The organism is Paenibacillus spiritus, assembly GCF_008710135.1.
Taxonomy (GTDB): Bacteria; Bacillota; Bacilli; order Paenibacillales; family Paenibacillaceae; genus Paenibacillus_AQ; species Paenibacillus_AQ glufosinatiresistens.
Map to the genome: position 1 here is coordinate 265,658 of NZ_VYKK01000015.1, position 15,062 is coordinate 280,719.

Consider the following 15,062-nt stretch of genomic DNA (forward strand, 5'->3'; position numbering starts at 1 on the left):
GTGAAGAATGACGCTATACCGAGGGGGTTGGAAGATGAAGCCGGCTTCATTTATCGCCAAGCTCGCGCCGTATGCGATGCAGGATATGATCCGGACGGGAGTGCCCGCATCGCTGACGATTGCGCAAGGCGCACTGGAATCGGCCTGGGGGGCCAGCGGCCTTACGGCCAGAGCCAACAATCTGTTCGGCATCAAGGGGAACGGACCGGCCGGAAGCGTAACGATGGCGACCACCGAATATGTGAACGGCCGGGCCGTTACGATCAATGCGGCCTTCAAGGCGTATCACAACTGGGGAGAAGCGGTATCGGACCATTCAGCGCTGCTGGTGAACGGAACCTCCTGGAACCGGAAGCAGTACGCGGCTGCTGTTGGTACCGACGGCCGATCTGCCGCAAGGGCGGTTGCGGCGGCGGGATATGCCACGGACCCGAATTATGCGCAGCAGCTTATTCGTCTGATCGACACGTATGATCTGGAGCAATACGATGCCAAGGCGGAGGAGGAGAACGGGATGTCGGTAGAAGACCGAAAACGGCTGGCCGAGCTGGAGAAGCGGCTGGCAGAAATGCAGGAAGGCCTGGCTGCTCTCGGGCAGAGCCGGGATACGCTCAAGGGAGCGTTGAGCGAGCAGGGCAACACCCTCAAGCTGGTGCTGGAACGGGTAGCGGCTCTGGAGGACAAAACGTCGATGGAGGTTCCGAATTGGGCGGAGGCAGCCGTCACAAAGGCCGTTGCGGCCGGGCTGATCGACTCGCCTTCGGGAGCGAGCTATGACTTTTACCGGATTCTGACCGTTCTGAACCGGGCAGGTCTGCTGGCCGGGGATCATTAGAGGATTTTCGGTTTTTTGACAAAAAACTGCCGATTTGGCGATTCATACCCGGAATGCGGGGGTAGTTATTAACATGACCCCCCCTTTTCATTATAGCTTTGGACGCTGCCGCAGGCAGGGTCCCTTTTTTTGCTTCAAGACTTGTCCGAAATCAGAATGAACCGCTCCGCAAAAGCGTTTCTTCCTTCAGGAGTAGCCCAAGCCGGTTCGATGTCTTGGACATTCGGACTGCTTGAATCAAAGCTCTTGAGGCTTCCCTGGGTAATGGACAGCAAATAAAGGGCTTGACCGGGTCCGTGTGCATAGATTTCTATCGTAGCCGTGACCGGGAACTGTCTGAACAGAGAAGCGGACTGCTGCATCAGCAGGCTGATCAGGGAGTCCCTGGACTTGAAGAGACGGTTGTATTCGGGCTCGGCGTCGGGGAGATGCGGATGAGCGAAGGCATAGTTCTGGTAATCGGCGTAATAGCGGATTTCAATCCGGTCGGCATCCGTCTGAAGACGCTCAATGAATCGGGAGGAAGGCAGGGTGGACAGAAAAGCGCAGACTTCGCTGTAGATGAGCGGCAGCCGGTCCGGCGGAGCCGGAGAAAGGGAGGCGGCGGGAATGGACCCGCCAGGAAGGGAGGAGGACAGCGAAACTTCCGGCTGCCGGACGGCGCCGATCAAATGGACCGCGCCCCACAGAACAACCAGACACAGACCCAGCTGCCGCCAAAAGCGGGAAAACCAATGTTGCATTGAACCTCATCTCCTATCCGGAATGCAGGCTCAGGGAAGCAGACGTTTGATAGTCCAGGCCGGCAGCACCAAAGTATCGGTTCCGGTAAGGACCGTCAGCCTCTCGGTTCCATCGTTATAATCGCATATTCCGCGGTAGGTTTCGCCGCTGACCAGGTGAACGGTGACAGGCTGCCTCCGCTGCATGGCTTCTCTGATTTCTTTTTGTATGTGCATTCCATATCATCCTTTTCGCAAGCACCCGCTAAAAGCTGTTTTATTAACTGTCTTATTAGTAACTTAAACGATTCTTTCGCATTTTAACTTGCAGCAGATGAAGTTCCTATCCATTTCATAAAGAATTTTAAGCAAGTTCGCTGAAAAATTCAATCTTTGTTCGTCATAAAGAATGAAATCTATCTATTTCATAGTCTGCTCTGCCGATTGGCCAACCATTGCCGGAGGGTTCGCGCAAAAAATCGGGGCCCTCTTGCGAGGACCCCTTTCATGGGAGAGGAGAAACCGGACGAAGGGCTTATGGGGAAGCGTAAGCTGGCTTCGCGGTTATCTGCGGCACCCCGTGAAGGATGCCGTTGATAGTATCATTGCCTCCGGACCGGCAAGGTATACCTGGCCTGCATCTTTTTTTTATTTAGCGCCGGGTTTGTGATACCATAGGCTCATGGCAGAAGCAGGACGAAGGCGTACAGCCGGCGTATGCGTATGCAAAGGTCTAAACAGAACGGGAGAATTCAGCATGAGAGTGGTATCGGGCACTGCCAAGGGCAGACCTTTAAAAAGCGTACCCGGGACGGGGACGCGCCCAACGACCGATAAGGTCAAGGAAGCGGTATTCAGTATGATCGGTCCGTATTTTGAGGGGGGAGCGGCTCTGGATCTGTTCGCAGGGACCGGCGGCTTGGGCATCGAGGCTCTCAGCCGCGGAATGGAACGCGCCGTCTTTATAGATATGGAGCCGCGGAGCATTGAGACGATTCGGGCGAATTTGAAGGCAACCGGCATGACGGAGCGGGCCGAGGTGTACCGCAACGACGCGGTCCGGGCGCTGGCAGCGCTGGAGAAGCGCGGCCGGGCGTTCGATCTGGTCTTTCTGGACCCCCCTTACCGGATGAAGCACGGACACGAGCTGATGGCTTCGATGGACGCCAAGGGTCTGCTCGCCGCAGACGCCGTCATTGTGCTGGAGCATGAATCGGATTATGAGTATCCGGAGACCCTTCCGGGCTTTGAGCGGATCCGCCACAGCAAATACGGAGAGACGGCCATCTCGCTGTACCGCTATGCCGGGGAGAAGACGGGAGGAAACCCAGAGGAGGAGCAGAATGAAGCCGGAGAATAGAAAAGAACGGATCGCCATCTATCCGGGAAGCTTCGATCCGGTAACGCTGGGGCATCTCGATATTATTAGACGGGCGGCCAAGCAGTTCGACAAGCTGATTGTCGCCGTGCTGAACAATCTGAGCAAGAATCCGCTCTTCTCCGTAGAAGAGCGGGCCGATCTGCTGCGCCGGACGACGGCGGATATACCGAACGTCGAGATTGATACGTTCCGCGATCTTCTCGCCAATTATGCGAAGGAGCGGGAAGCGCAGGTGATCGTCCGAGGCATTCGGACGGTAACGGATTTCGAGTACGAGCTTCAGATTGCGACGATCAACAGCAAGCTGAACCCGGACGCGGAGACGATCTTCATGATGACTCATCCGAAATACTCCTATCTCAGCTCCAGCGTAGTGAAGGAGATCGGGCATTTTGGGGGCCATTTGTCCGCTTTTGTAACCCCGGAGGTCGAGGAGGCGGTCCGCGCCAAGTTCAGGGTCTCCGCTGAAGGCGGCCCGCAAGACTGAGCGCCCCCGAGAGCAGCAGCATCCCGAGGATAAGAATGGCGAGAAGGAAGCCCAGCCGGGGCAGCCATTCCAGTGCGCCGTGCAGGGAGCCGTTGCCGGTTCGGGCGCCGGGGGAGAAGACCGAGGCGGCAGTAGGAGACAGGGGAACCACTGTCCGGAGCAGGAGCAGGAAGATGGCGGCAAAAGCGGCGTGCAGGAGCCGATGCAGCGCAAACGCGCGGTAGCGGACCGCGATTCCTGCCCTGCGGAGCGCGGCCAGGGATTGCAGCTGGGCGCTGAGCCCGCTCCAGCCGAGCGCGGCGGCGAGCAGCGCCATCGGCCACATGCCGGTGGCCCCACCGGCATAGCCGGCGGCCGCTTCGGCGATCCGCTGGGCGCCGAGATGGACCTCCAGCGCGGCGGACGCCAGCGCGCCGGGCAGAACCGGAACGGCGGTCCGCACAATATGGACCGCCACGGCAAAGGCGATGATGAAGCCGCCGGCCATCATCAAGCTCTGGACGGCGACGGCGACGGAATCGCCGAGCAGCCGTCCGAACGGGCGGCCGTCGCGCGCCCGTGCCTCGGCGGCGGCGTTCAGAGCCCGCCGCGCCGTTCCCGGGGGCCGGGGCGCGGCCGGGCGCCCGCCGGGTGAGCCGGAGCGGCCTGAACGCCGGGGCCGCTCCGGCTTGGAGCTTCGCCGGGCCAGCACGGCCCCGGCGGCCAGGCCGGCCAGCCAGTGGCCGGCCAGCAGCAGGTACCCGGCTGCCGGGCTGTGCAGCAGGGCAGTCCCGGCCACGACCAGAACCGTGACCGGGCTGGCATAATGCGAGAGGGCCCCCAGCCGGGCGGCCTCTTCCTCGCTGAGCAGCTCCTGCCGTCTCAGCTCGGCCGCGCTAAAGGCGCCGGCGGGACAGCCTGCGGTCATGCCGAGCGCCAGGCCCCAGCCCGCGCAGCCGGGCAGGCGGAAGACTCTGGTCATGAGCGGTTCCAGAAGGACGCCGGCGGCGTGAACGGCTCCCGAAGCCGCCAGCATCTCCGACAGCATCAGAAAAGGCAGCAGCGCGGGGAAGACAATAGTCCACCACAGCTCGAGCCCCTGAAGCGACGCTTGAAAAGAGCTGGCCGGCGATGCCACGATGGCCGCGGCGAAGGCGACGGCAAGTCCGGCGGACAGGTAGGGGGTCCAGCCTGCGGACCGGGGCGGTCTGGCAATCATGTTCGCTTCCACCTCTTCATAGCCTGGAATAACGGGCAGGCCGCAATTTGGGATTCCCGGAATTTATCATCGGAATCTGTAATTATACTATCCTCATCCTATGCGGGACGGGCAGGGCTCATGCCTCGCAAAAGCTGTCCTGAGAATTGGGGTTCAATGCTGAAGCGGAAGGAGGAGAACTTAGCGTGAGACCCATTAAGCGCCGCACGGGCATGCGAATGGCGCTCTATCTGTTCACGGTCGTTGTGCTCATCTATGTGATTATCTTCATGGATACGCCTTATGTCGTGTACCGGCCCGGCAGCGCTTCGGAAGTGGCGCCGATGATCCGGGTGGAGAATGCGGACCCGGCGGAGCGCGGCACCTTCATGATGACAACGGTATCGGCTAGCTATGCCAATGTAGCGCTGCTGGCTGTGTCCTGGTTCGATTCCAATGCGGAGATCATCAAGAAGAAGGAGCGGCTCGGGGATCAGAGTGAAGCGGAATACGCTGCGGAACAGGTCTACTACATGAGCAGTTCCCAGTCGAATGCGGTGGAGGCGGCTTACAGCGCTGCGGGAGTCCCTTATAAAGATGTGCCGGAATATACTTTCGTCTTCTCCGTGCCCGAGAAGGGCAATCAGACCAAGCTGCGTCCCGGCGACAAAATCCTGGCAGCCGACGGAGATGCCGTTCGTTCACCCGATGATCTTACAAAAGCGCTGGCCGGACACGGAATCGGCGACCGGATTGAAATCACGGTCGGCCGGGGAGCGGAGAAGATCGACGAGGAAATCACCCTGGTGCCGATTCAGAATAAAGAGGACGCCAAGCCGAAGCCGGGTCTGGGCGTTACCATTGGAGCGATCCAGAAGGTGGAGGCTGCCGAGCAGGGAAGAGGCGTGCGGTTCACCAGTACGGAGGTCGGCGGCCCGTCGGCCGGACTCATGTTCACGCTGGAGATCTACAACCGGCTGACGCCCGGTGATCTGTCCAAGGGTTACCGGGTCGCCGGAACCGGTACGATGGATGCCGAAGGAACGGTGGGGGCCATTGGAGGAATTGCACACAAAATCGTAGCGGCGGACCGTAAAGGCGCCGATTTCTTCTTCGTGCCTGCACGGAATTACGACGATGCGAAGAAGAAGGCGGACGCCATCGGCACGAAGATGAAGCTGATTCGGGTGGACCGGCTTCAGGATGCGCTCGATTATCTGAAATCGCTGCCGGTCAAATCCTGACCGGCGGCTCCAGGTAATCGGCGAACAGGCTCTCTCTTCCGGGTGCGCCGAACCCGGCGGCATAGGCCATGGAGGCCTGCCGGTCCAGCAGAAGCTCCGGCTGGTCGCCGGCGGGGAACTGTAACACGACGGGCAGCGCTGCCGCGCGCTTCATCTCTCTCAGCAGGCTGCGCCCGCTCTCGCGGAAGCCCAGCACCCGTATATATTGGGGACCTCGGGCCAGAAGCTCCGGCGAGAGGGTCTCTCTGGAATGGTTCAGCAGAATATGCAGCAGCATGCGCTGGAGCCGGGTCCGTGTGTAGCGCTTGGCTTTGAGGGCATCCAGAAGCTCGCCGACGCTGAACACCGGCAGCAGCGGCAGAACCCGGCGAAGCCGGTGTTCCAGGCCTTCATTGACGTCCTGAATGCCCGCCAGCTCGGAATCGGTGCGGACGGCCAGCTGATGCAGCAGACTTCGCCCGTAGCACTCCCAATGCATCGGGAAGCGCCCCTGCTCTCTTTCCCGTTCGAGAATATCGAGGACATAATCGGGCATATAGCCCGCCGCAGCCGAAAGGTCTCCGTCCGTCAGCAGCTTCCGGACGGCGGTTGCGCTGGCGATCGAAGCCCCGGGAACCGCGGAATCATGGAACCCGGCGCACCGGCGGGGGATGGTCAGCGGCCGGATCTTCGCCCCCAGTCTGCGGAGCGCGATGAGATAATGCAGGCCCAGCGCATTGTTGGAGCCGCGAAGCAACTCGCCGGCGCCGCTTGTCCCGCTGCCGAGAACGGTCTGGACGGCGGCGCTGTAGGCTGCGGGAAAGCTCATCCCCCGGCCGAGCAAGGCCGCGAGCTCGCTCTGGAGCTCCGCGTCTTCCAGGACAAGCCGGTCGGCAAGGGCTTCCAGAGGTCCCAGGTCTCCGCTCTCGGTGCCGAAGCAGAAGCTGTCCACAATACCGGCGGCGGCCAGGACGGCGACAGCGCCGTAGCCGAACCACTCCGCGGGCTGGACGGCATAGGCGACCGGCAGCTCCAGCACGAGGTCCGCCCCCATGCGGAGCGCCATCTCGGTCCGGGCTCGCTTGCCCGCAATGGCGGGTTCGCCCCGCTGGGTGAACGGACCGCTCATGACGACAACGGCGCGGTCTGCGCCGGAGACTGTTTTGGCTTCAAGAAAATGGTGGACATGCCCGTTATGCAGCGGGTTGTATTCGGCAATAATTCCTACTGTCGTCACTGAACATTCACTCCGTTACGTTCTGGTTATGTTCTCATCATAAGCCGATGCTTTCTCTGAAACAATATCAAGGATAAAAGGTTGACAAAGAGCGGAAAGAGTAGGTATAATAAATTTTGTTTGTTTGGAGTGATTTGGTATGAAGTTTTACTTTCGCAAAATTGCCAATGCCGATGGCGCACTGCCGATTCACGGCGACGTGGACGTCAGCGCGGCTGTGAAGGGACGTAAGGACATTGTGGCTGTCTCGCCGATTAAGGCGGACCTGAATGCGCTGCCCGCCGGGACCGATCGGGTGTCGGTGGCAGGGAAGCTTCACGGAGAGGTAGACATGCTGTGCGCGCGTTGCCTGAACCCAGTCAAGACCCATCTGGACATTCCTTTTGCCGAGACCTTCAGATGGACGAAGCAGGCCGCCGAACCGGCGGAGGAAGAAGAGGATGAGGAACGGATTGACGTTTCGGAAGAAATGGTGGATCTGGAACCTTATGTGGAAGAGAGTTTCCTGCTGCACCTGCCGCTCTCGGTATTGTGCGCGGACGACTGCCGCGGCCTCTGTCCGACTTGCGGCTCCAACCTGAACGAAGGCGGCTGCGATTGCGACAATGTGGTAATCGACCCTCGGCTTGCCGGGTTGAAGGATTTTTTCAAGAACTGAGCAGATGAACCAACGCACCGCCGAACAGGCGGGTTGACTTGAATAAGGAGGTGGAACACATGGCAGTACCTCAACGTAGAACGTCCAAGACACGCCGTGACAAGCGTCGCACTCACTTCAAACTGGTTGTGCCGGGCATGGTGAAATGCGAGCAGTGCGGAGAACTGAAGCTGGCTCATCACGTATGCAAAGTGTGCGGAACGTACAAGGCTAGAGAAATCATCAAGCAATAGTCTTCAGCCCGGTTGGCGGCGCTCTTCTCCTTTTGGGAGGGGGCGCCGTTTTTGATGTTTTCGTCCTTTACAGCTTAAGGCTGAAAGCCGGCGCGTAAAATGCAGGCTTTCTTTTTGGGCGGCTATCCTTTATACTACATCTTAGTACCAGGTTCTAAGTTCGGTGCTCGGCGACGAGCAGCCGGACGGGAAGAACCGATTCAGCGGTTGCGGAGTGCAAAGGCCGGGAGGTGAGCCGTTATCGAGCGTTTATCCAAGAAAGAGCGGCAGCGCCGGCTGCTGCAGATCATAGCGGACAATCCGTTCGTAACGGACCGGGAGTTGACCCGGGAGCTGAAAGTCAGCATTCAGACGATAAGGCTGGACCGGATGGAGCTTGCCATCCCGGAGCTGCGCGAGCGCGTGAAGCAGATGGCGGAGCATTCGTACGATCAGGTTCGCTCGCTGCCCGAAGTCGAGGTGGTCGGCGAGATCGTTGATCTGCAGCTCGACAAGAGCGGGATTTCGATCTTTGAAATACGCGACGAGCATGTATTCTCCCGCAACGGCATCGCCCGCGGGCATTATGTCTTCGGCCAAGCCAATTCGCTGGCTGTGGCGGTTATCGACGATGAAATCGCATTGACGGCTTCTGCGGACATCCGGTTCGTCCGGACCGTCCGTCTTGGCGAGAAATGCATTGCAAAAGCCAATGTGCGCTCGCAATCGGGCCGCGGGGGCAAAGCGGAGGTCGAAGTGATTACTTACGTGGGCGAAGAAATGGTGTTTCAGGGCCATTTTGTCGTCTATCGCTCCGCACCGGCTCAGCATAATGAAGGAGGAAACATCATTGCGGATCGCCATTGACGCCATGGGCGGCGACCATGCCCCCGGATGCAACGTAGAGGGTGCGCTGCTCGCGGCTGCGGAATGGGAAGACATAGAGATTATACTGGTGGGCGATGAGGAGAAGCTGTCGCCCCTTTTGAAAGAGAAGCCGAAGCGGATATCGATCCGTCACGCTTCCGAAGTTATCAGCGGGGAAGATGAGCCGACCAAGGCGGTTCGCCGCAAAAAAGACTCTTCCATGGTCGTGGCCGGACGGATGGTCAAGGAAGGCGAAGCCGAAGCGATGATCTCCTCCGGCAACACCGGAGCGCTGATGACTACGGGCCTTCTCGTAGTCGGACGAATGGAAGGGATCGCCAGACCTGCTCTGGCGCCGATGATTCCGACTCTGGACGATGTCGGCGTACTGGCGCTGGATCTGGGCGCCAATATGGACGCGAAGCCGGAGCATCTTGCCCAGTATGCAATGATGGGCAGTGTGTACCGCAGCAAGGTTCACGGCATGGCAGAGCCGCGCGTCGGACTGCTGAATGTCGGTACGGAAGCGGCGAAAGGCAACGAACTGACGAAGGCGGCTTATCCGCTGCTGGAGAATCTGTCGGGCATTCGTTTTGTCGGCAACGTTGAGGCGCGGGATGTTCTGATGGGCGCCTGCGATGTGCTGGTATGCGACGGCTTCGCCGGCAACATCCTTCTGAAGACGCTGGAAGGGACGGCGGGCGCCATGTTCGCCCTGCTGAAGCAGCAGTTCTCGAAGTCGCTGAAGACGAAGCTGGGCGCGGCGATGCTGATGCCCGAGCTTCGCAGCCTCAAAGGAAAACTCGATTACAAGGAGCATGGCGGAGCGCCGCTGCTGGGACTGAACGGTCTGGTGGTCAAGGGGCACGGCTCTTCCGACGGCAACGCCGTCAAGAATGCGGTGCGCCAAGCAAGAATCGCCATCCAGTCAGGGCTCGTAGACAGCATAGCCAAGGAAATTAGCGGGAAGTGAGTGGAGACATGAACAATTTACGGCCTGTGGGCATTATCGGTACGGGCAAGTATGTGCCCGAACGCATTTTGACGAACAGCGATCTGGAACAAATGGTCGAAACCAATGACGAATGGATCGTAAGCCGGACGGGAATCCGCGAACGGCATATTGCCGCTCCGGAGGAAGCTACCTCGGATCTCGCCTACCGGGCTGCGCTGAAAGCGCTGGAGACGGCGAACATGAAGGCCGAGGAGCTGGATCTCATCATCGTCGCAACGATTACGCCGGACACTTCTTTTCCTTCAACGGCCTGCATTCTTCAGGATAAGCTCGGGGCGTCCCGGGCAGCGGCATTCGATCTGTCTGCGGCCTGCTCTGGCTTCGTATACAGTCTGGCTACGGCAGTCGGCATGATTCAGAACGGGATGTACAACAATGCGCTCGTAATCGGGGCGGATACGCTGTCGCGGATTACGGATTATACGGACCGGAACACCTGTGTGCTGTTCGGAGACGGAGCCGGGGCGGTCATTATCGGCGAAGTTCCGGAAGGCCGCGGATTCCGTTCTTTCGATCTTGGCGCAGAGGGAGCCGGCGGCTCGCTGCTGAAGCTTGAGGGCGGCGGGTCTCGCCTTCCTGCCTCTTCCGAGACGGTGGAAGGCAAGAAGCATTTCATTTATATGAACGGCCGCGAAGTGTTCAAATTTGCTGTCCGCGTCATGGGCACTGCAACCGAAAGAGTGCTGGCCAAGGCCGGTCTGACCAAAGCAGACATCGACCTGTTCGTTCCGCATCAGGCCAACGTCCGGATCATCCAGTCTGCGATGCAGCGGCTTGAGCTGCCGGAAGAGAAATGCGTCGTGAACGTGGACCGCTACGCCAACACTTCGGCGGCGTCGATTCCGCTGGCTCTCGTTGAGGCTGCCGAGCAGGGCCGCATGAAGGAAGGCGATACGGTTCTGATGGTCGGCTTCGGCGGCGGTCTGACCTGGGGCGCTTCCGTCCTGATCTGGTAAACGGGCGCAAGAGGCGGCGCATCGGCGCTGCCTCTGCCGGGTGATTCGTATGAGGAAAGGAAGTAAGGGCGACAATGGGAAAAATCGCATTCATATTCCCCGGCCAGGGGGCGCAATCGGTCGGGATGGGCAGAGATGTCTATGAGACTCTTCCGGAGAGCCGCGAAGTGTTCGAGCAGGGCAATTCAGCGCTTGGCCTGAAGCTGACGGATCTGATCTTTGAAGGACCGGAGAGCGAGCTGAAGCAGACGGCGAATACGCAGCCTGCCCTTCTGACCACCAGCATCGCCTATCTGCGGGCGCTGGAGGCGGCGGGCGTGCGCGCCGATTATGCAGCCGGACACAGTCTCGGCGAATACAGCGCTCTTGTAGCAGCCGGCGTTCTGGCCTATGAAGACGCGGTCCGGCTGGTCCGGCTCCGCGGCCAATTCATGGAAGAAGCCGTTCCCGGCGGCCAGGGCGCGATGGCGGCGGTGCTTGGCGCTCCGCGCGAAGCGCTGGCCGAACTCTGCCGGGCAATCTCGGAGGAGGGACATGCCGTCGAGCTCGCCAATGTGAACTGTCCGGGGCAGATTGTTGTCTCAGGCAGCAAGGAAGGCGTCTCGGCGGTGGGCGAACGCGTGAAGGAGATCGGCGGCAAACGGGCAATCCCGCTTGAAGTCAGCGGCCCGTTCCATTCCTCGCTGATGAAGCCGGCCGCGCTGCGGCTGGAAGAAGAGCTGGCCCGGGTACAGTTCCGGAAGCCCGCCGTTCCCGTCGTGGTCAATGCGACCGCTTCGGCCGTCAGCGACCCCGAGGAGCTTCGTTCTCTGCTGGTGAAACAGGTGTACTCGCCTGTGCTCTGGCAGGACAGCGTCGAAGAGCTGATTCAGGCCGGGGTGGATACCTTTGTCGAGATCGGACCCGGAAGTGTGCTGACAGGGCTGATCCGCAAGATCGACCGCAGTGTGAAACTGCTGAATGTGAACAGTCTGGAGAGCGTGGGCACACTCCGGAACGAGCTGTCTTAAGGCGGAGTCAACCAACTATGGCGAAGGAGAGTGGAAGCATGTTCTCAGCTTTGCGGGGTCAGACCGCGCTTGTAACGGGAGCTTCCCGGGGGATCGGGCGCAGCATCGCCCTGTCGCTGGCGGAGCACGGGGTCAACGTGGTCGTCAACTACTCCGGCAGCGAAGCGGCTGCGGAGGAGACCGTCCAGGCGATCCGCGCTCTCGGCGCGGAGGCTGTGGCGATCCGCGGCAATGTGGGCCGCGCCGATGAAGCGGAGGCGCTGGTCAAGGAAGCGCTGGGCGCTTGGGGACGCATCGACATCCTGGTCAACAATGCCGGCATCACGCGTGACAATCTGATTATGCGGATGAAGGAAGAAGAGTTCGACCAGGTAATCGAGACCAACCTCAAAGGCGTATTCAACTGCCTGAAGGCGGCGACGCGGCCGATGATGAAGCAGCGCTACGGACGCATCATCAATATCTCGTCCGTGGTGGGCGTAACCGGGAATCCCGGCCAAGCCAATTACTCGGCCGCCAAGGCCGGCATCATCGGCCTGACGAAGTCGGCCGCACGGGAACTCGCCTCCCGGGGGATCACAGTCAATTGCATCGCGCCGGGTTTCATTGATACCGACATGACCCGCGCGCTGCCGGAGGAAGCTCGTACCGAGCTCTCCAAAGGCATCCCGCTGGCCCGTCTGGGCCAGCCGGAAGAGATCGCTTCGGCGGTGCTTTTCCTGGTCTCTTCCGGGGCTGCATACATGACCGGCCAGACGCTTCATGTCGATGGCGGCATGTATATGTAAGGATGGCATTTTGGAAACATATCTCGTATAATACTCGAAGAGGAGGTGAACCGGATGTCCGACGTATTGGAGCGTGTAAAACGCATCGTAGTCGATCGCTTAGGAGCCGACGAAGCCGAAGTAACACTGGAAGCGTCTTTCAAAGATGATTTGGGTGCTGATTCTCTCGACGTAGTGGAATTGGTCATGGAATTGGAAGATGAATTCGATATGGAAATCTCTGATGAAGATGCAGAGAAGATTACGACCGTGGGTGAAGTTGTGAATTACATACAATCTCATACCTAGTGTCTATGGTGAATCAAGTCCCGTACCTGCTTAAGGCGGGACTTCTCCTTATTTATTACGGCTTTTGCATCTGTCCCCTTGCAGGGAAGGCCAGGCCGTCAGCTTCCTGAATTCCGAAAACAAGCTACGTTCGCCGCAGGCGATTGCCATTTATATAGAAGGCGGCCGCTCGGCCGCAGGTAAGCAGTCAATACAGACCGTGCCCGGCACGGTCGGCAGACGGGGTGAGTGTGTGAGTCATCGAGTAGTGGTCACCGGCATGGGAGTTATGACCTCGCTGGGACAAGATTTGGAGACGTTCTGGAGCAGCCTGATGGCAGGCAAATCCGGCGTTTCTTTAATAGAAGCTTTTGATGTGAGCGATTATCCGACCCGCATCGCAGCGGAGATCAAAGATTTCAACGCCGAAGAGCGTTTCGGCCGCAAGGAAGCGCGCAAGATGGACCGGTTCGTCCAGTTCGCGCTGGCGGCGAGCGAATCGGCTCTGGCGGACAGCGGCCTCAAGATCGGCGAGAACGTGGAAGCGGAGCGAATCGGCGTATCGGTCGGCTCCGGCATCGGCGGTCTGGGCACCTGGGAAGATCAGCACAATCTGCTGCTGGAGAAAGGGCCGAAGCGGGTCAGCCCGTTCTTCATCCCGATGATGATTGCCAATATGGGCTCCGGTCAGGTATCGATCAGCCTCGGAGCCAAAGGGCCGAACACGACGATGGTAACCGCCTGCGCAACAGGCAGCCATTCCATCGGCGATTCCCTCCGTCTGATTCAGCGCGGCGACGCCGATGCAATGATCTGCGGCGGCGCAGAAGCAACGATCCGCCCGACCGGGATGGCCGGCTTCTGCTCCATGCGGGCGATGACCACCCGCAACGATGAGCCGGAGAAGGCGAGCCGTCCATTCGACAGCGACCGCGACGGTTTTGTCATGGGCGAAGGAGCCGGAATTCTGATCCTGGAATCGCTGGAGCACGCTACTGCCCGCGGAGCGCATATTTATGCCGAGGTAATCGGCTACGGATTGAGCGCAGACGCGCACCACATGACCGAGCCGGACCCGGACGGAGCGGCGCGCTGCATGAAGATGGCGATCCGCGATGCCGGCATTGAACCGGAAGCGGTGGATTACATCAACGCCCACGGTACTTCGACTCCGGTCGGCGACCGGTCGGAGACCATTGCCGTGAAGAAGGCGCTGGGCGACCATGCGTACAAGGTAGCCGTCAGCTCGACCAAGTCGATGACCGGCCATTTGCTGGGCGCAGCCGGCGGCGTGGAGGCGATTATCTGCGGGCTGGCCTTGCAGAACGGCGTCATTCCGCCGACGATCAACCTGGATCATCAGGACCCGGAATGCGATCTGGACTACGTGCCGAATGTGCCTCGCCAGGCGGACCTGGAGATCGCCATGTCGAACTCCTTTGGCTTTGGCGGGCATAATGCAACCATTGTCCTCAAAAAATTCAATCCGTAAGGAGAGCGAGCGGTGAACGGAGACTTGAAGCAACTTGAGCGGCAACTTGATATCCGGTTTCACGACTCCTCGCTGCTGAAGCAGGCTTTCACGCATGCTTCGTATGTGAACGAGCACCGCTTCCACCAGCACCAGGACAACGAGCGCCTGGAGTTCCTGGGCGACGCGGTGCTGGAGCTGACCGTATCGGAATATTTGTATACTCTCCTGCCGGACCGGCCGGAAGGCGAACTGACCAAGCTGCGGGCTGCGATTGTCTGCGAACCGTCGCTGGTCAAATTTGCCGAGCACTTGGGCTTTGGCCGGTTCGTCCTGCTGGGCAAAGGCGAGGAGCAGACCGGAGGCCGCACGCGTCCGGCGCTGCTCGCCGACGTGTTCGAATCGTTCGTGGGAGCGCTTTACCTGGATCAGGGACTGGAGGCGGTTCGGGGCTTCCTTAACCAGCACGTCTTTCCGAAAGTGGAGACCGGCGGCAAGCTTCAGGTCGGCGTGAGCGATTTTAAGACCGAGCTGCAGGAACTGATTCAGCATCACGGACTCGGCAATCTGGAATACCGGATTATCGAAGAACGGGGTCCTGCGCATGAGCGGGAGTTCGTGTCCGAAGTGATGATGTCGGGCCGTTCTCTGGGCCGCGGCAGCGGTCGGTCGAAGAAAGAAGCGGAGCAGCAGGCGGCAGCAGCTGCCCTTCAGCAGTTGAGAGCCAGCGAAGTCTGAGGCAGCGGATACGCCGGA

The 15,062-nt window shown here is 59.8% G+C and carries 18 protein-coding genes; 14 read left to right on the top strand and 4 right to left on the bottom strand.

Translation table 11 applies throughout. The features are described from left to right. The first annotated feature begins 34 nt into the window (after positions 1-34). A complete protein-coding gene (locus F4V43_RS12085) occupies positions 35-835 on the top strand; it encodes a glycoside hydrolase family 73 protein (RefSeq protein ID WP_150458485.1) in 801 nt (266 codons plus the stop codon). Positions 836-969: 134 nt separating this feature from the next. Here F4V43_RS12085 and F4V43_RS12090 read toward each other — a convergent pair whose 3' ends face one another. After that, positions 970-1,578, bottom strand: a complete 609-nt coding sequence (locus F4V43_RS12090; RefSeq protein ID WP_150458486.1) for a hypothetical protein — start codon at positions 1,576-1,578, stop codon at positions 970-972. Positions 1,579-1,608: 30 nt separating this feature from the next. Then, positions 1,609-1,794, bottom strand: a complete 186-nt coding sequence (locus F4V43_RS12095) for a hypothetical protein (RefSeq protein WP_150458487.1) — start codon at positions 1,792-1,794, stop codon at positions 1,609-1,611. Between the two features lie 520 nt (positions 1,795-2,314). Between F4V43_RS12095 and rsmD the strand changes: the two genes are divergently transcribed. After that, positions 2,315-2,917: a 16S rRNA (guanine(966)-N(2))-methyltransferase RsmD gene (gene rsmD, locus F4V43_RS12100; RefSeq protein ID WP_150458488.1), complete on the top strand. Its 603-nt coding sequence runs from the start codon at positions 2,315-2,317 to the stop codon at positions 2,915-2,917. After that, the gene (gene coaD, locus F4V43_RS12105; protein ID WP_150458489.1) at positions 2,901-3,425 is read left to right on the top strand and encodes a pantetheine-phosphate adenylyltransferase; all 525 of its coding nucleotides are present in this window, start codon (positions 2,901-2,903) and stop codon (positions 3,423-3,425) included. Before rsmD ends, coaD begins: the two co-directional genes overlap by 17 nt. Here coaD and F4V43_RS12110 read toward each other — a convergent pair. Further along, the gene (locus F4V43_RS12110; protein ID WP_150458490.1) at positions 3,391-4,623 is read right to left on the bottom strand and encodes a nucleoside recognition protein; all 1,233 of its coding nucleotides are present in this window, start codon (positions 4,621-4,623) and stop codon (positions 3,391-3,393) included. The two genes, coaD and F4V43_RS12110, sit on opposite strands and share 35 nt — an antisense overlap. A gap of 185 nt (positions 4,624-4,808) precedes the next feature. Here F4V43_RS12110 and F4V43_RS12115 point away from each other — a divergent pair, with 185 nt between their 5' ends. Then, the gene (locus tag F4V43_RS12115) at positions 4,809-5,846 is read left to right on the top strand and encodes a SepM family pheromone-processing serine protease (protein ID WP_223879875.1); all 1,038 of its coding nucleotides are present in this window, start codon (positions 4,809-4,811) and stop codon (positions 5,844-5,846) included. Here the strand turns inward: F4V43_RS12115 and F4V43_RS12120 are convergent. After that, complete coding sequence (locus F4V43_RS12120) at positions 5,836-7,062, bottom strand: nucleotidyltransferase family protein (protein ID WP_150458491.1); 1,227 nt, start codon at positions 7,060-7,062, stop codon at positions 5,836-5,838. The two genes, F4V43_RS12115 and F4V43_RS12120, sit on opposite strands and share 11 nt — an antisense overlap. A 139-nt stretch (positions 7,063-7,201) precedes the next feature. Between F4V43_RS12120 and F4V43_RS12125 the strand changes: the two genes are divergently transcribed. From F4V43_RS12125 to rnc, 10 genes are all read left to right on the top strand, one after another. After that, the gene (locus F4V43_RS12125; protein ID WP_150458492.1) at positions 7,202-7,720 is read left to right on the top strand and encodes a YceD family protein; all 519 of its coding nucleotides are present in this window, start codon (positions 7,202-7,204) and stop codon (positions 7,718-7,720) included. A gap of 59 nt (positions 7,721-7,779) precedes the next feature. Next, complete coding sequence (gene rpmF, locus F4V43_RS12130; RefSeq protein WP_019911234.1) at positions 7,780-7,953, top strand: 50S ribosomal protein L32; 174 nt, start codon at positions 7,780-7,782, stop codon at positions 7,951-7,953. A 240-nt stretch (positions 7,954-8,193) separates the two neighbouring features. Continuing rightward, on the top strand, positions 8,194-8,799 hold the full coding sequence (gene fapR / locus F4V43_RS12135; protein ID WP_150458493.1) for a transcription factor FapR: 606 nt from the start codon (positions 8,194-8,196) through the stop codon (positions 8,797-8,799). Next, on the top strand, positions 8,783-9,772 hold the full coding sequence (gene plsX, locus F4V43_RS12140; protein ID WP_150458494.1) for a phosphate acyltransferase PlsX: 990 nt from the start codon (positions 8,783-8,785) through the stop codon (positions 9,770-9,772). Before fapR ends, plsX begins: the two co-directional genes overlap by 17 nt. 8 nt (positions 9,773-9,780) lie before the next feature. Then, complete coding sequence (locus F4V43_RS12145; protein ID WP_150458495.1) at positions 9,781-10,770, top strand: beta-ketoacyl-ACP synthase III; 990 nt, start codon at positions 9,781-9,783, stop codon at positions 10,768-10,770. A 74-nt stretch (positions 10,771-10,844) separates the two neighbouring features. Continuing rightward, a complete protein-coding gene (gene fabD, locus F4V43_RS12150; protein WP_150458496.1) occupies positions 10,845-11,780 on the top strand; it encodes an ACP S-malonyltransferase in 936 nt (311 codons plus the stop codon). Between the two features lie 38 nt (positions 11,781-11,818). After that, positions 11,819-12,568, top strand: coding sequence for a 3-oxoacyl-[acyl-carrier-protein] reductase (fabG, locus tag F4V43_RS12155; protein ID WP_150458497.1), 750 nt, complete (start codon positions 11,819-11,821; stop codon positions 12,566-12,568). Between the two features lie 54 nt (positions 12,569-12,622). Beyond that, a complete protein-coding gene (gene acpP / locus F4V43_RS12160) occupies positions 12,623-12,856 on the top strand; it encodes an acyl carrier protein (RefSeq protein ID WP_025334828.1) in 234 nt (77 codons plus the stop codon). 232 nt (positions 12,857-13,088) lie between these two features. Then, entirely contained in the window at positions 13,089-14,327 is a 1,239-nt protein-coding gene (gene fabF / locus F4V43_RS12165; RefSeq protein ID WP_150458498.1) for a beta-ketoacyl-ACP synthase II, read from the top strand. A gap of 12 nt (positions 14,328-14,339) precedes the next feature. Next, positions 14,340-15,044, top strand: coding sequence for a ribonuclease III (rnc, locus tag F4V43_RS12170; RefSeq protein WP_150458499.1), 705 nt, complete (start codon positions 14,340-14,342; stop codon positions 15,042-15,044). Positions 15,045-15,062 lie beyond the last annotated feature (18 nt).

Excerpts from the sequence above, each read along its gene's own strand:
- F4V43_RS12085 (WP_150458485.1), top strand. The coding sequence starts at position 35 with ATGAAGCCGGCTTCATTTATCGCCAAGCTCGCGCCGTATGCGATGCAG.
- F4V43_RS12090 (WP_150458486.1), bottom strand. The coding sequence starts at position 1,578 with ATGCAACATTGGTTTTCCCGCTTTTGGCGGCAGCTGGGTCTGTGTCTG.
- F4V43_RS12095 (WP_150458487.1), bottom strand. The coding sequence starts at position 1,794 with ATGCACATACAAAAAGAAATCAGAGAAGCCATGCAGCGGAGGCAGCCT.
- rsmD (WP_150458488.1), top strand. The coding sequence starts at position 2,315 with ATGAGAGTGGTATCGGGCACTGCCAAGGGCAGACCTTTAAAAAGCGTA.
- coaD (WP_150458489.1), top strand. The coding sequence starts at position 2,901 with ATGAAGCCGGAGAATAGAAAAGAACGGATCGCCATCTATCCGGGAAGC.
- F4V43_RS12110 (WP_150458490.1), bottom strand. The coding sequence starts at position 4,623 with ATGATTGCCAGACCGCCCCGGTCCGCAGGCTGGACCCCCTACCTGTCC.
- F4V43_RS12125 (WP_150458492.1), top strand. The coding sequence starts at position 7,202 with ATGAAGTTTTACTTTCGCAAAATTGCCAATGCCGATGGCGCACTGCCG.
- rpmF (WP_019911234.1), top strand. The coding sequence starts at position 7,780 with ATGGCAGTACCTCAACGTAGAACGTCCAAGACACGCCGTGACAAGCGT.
- F4V43_RS12145 (WP_150458495.1), top strand. The coding sequence starts at position 9,781 with ATGAACAATTTACGGCCTGTGGGCATTATCGGTACGGGCAAGTATGTG.
- fabD (WP_150458496.1), top strand. The coding sequence starts at position 10,845 with ATGGGAAAAATCGCATTCATATTCCCCGGCCAGGGGGCGCAATCGGTC.
- fabG (WP_150458497.1), top strand. The coding sequence starts at position 11,819 with ATGTTCTCAGCTTTGCGGGGTCAGACCGCGCTTGTAACGGGAGCTTCC.
- acpP (WP_025334828.1), top strand. The coding sequence starts at position 12,623 with ATGTCCGACGTATTGGAGCGTGTAAAACGCATCGTAGTCGATCGCTTA.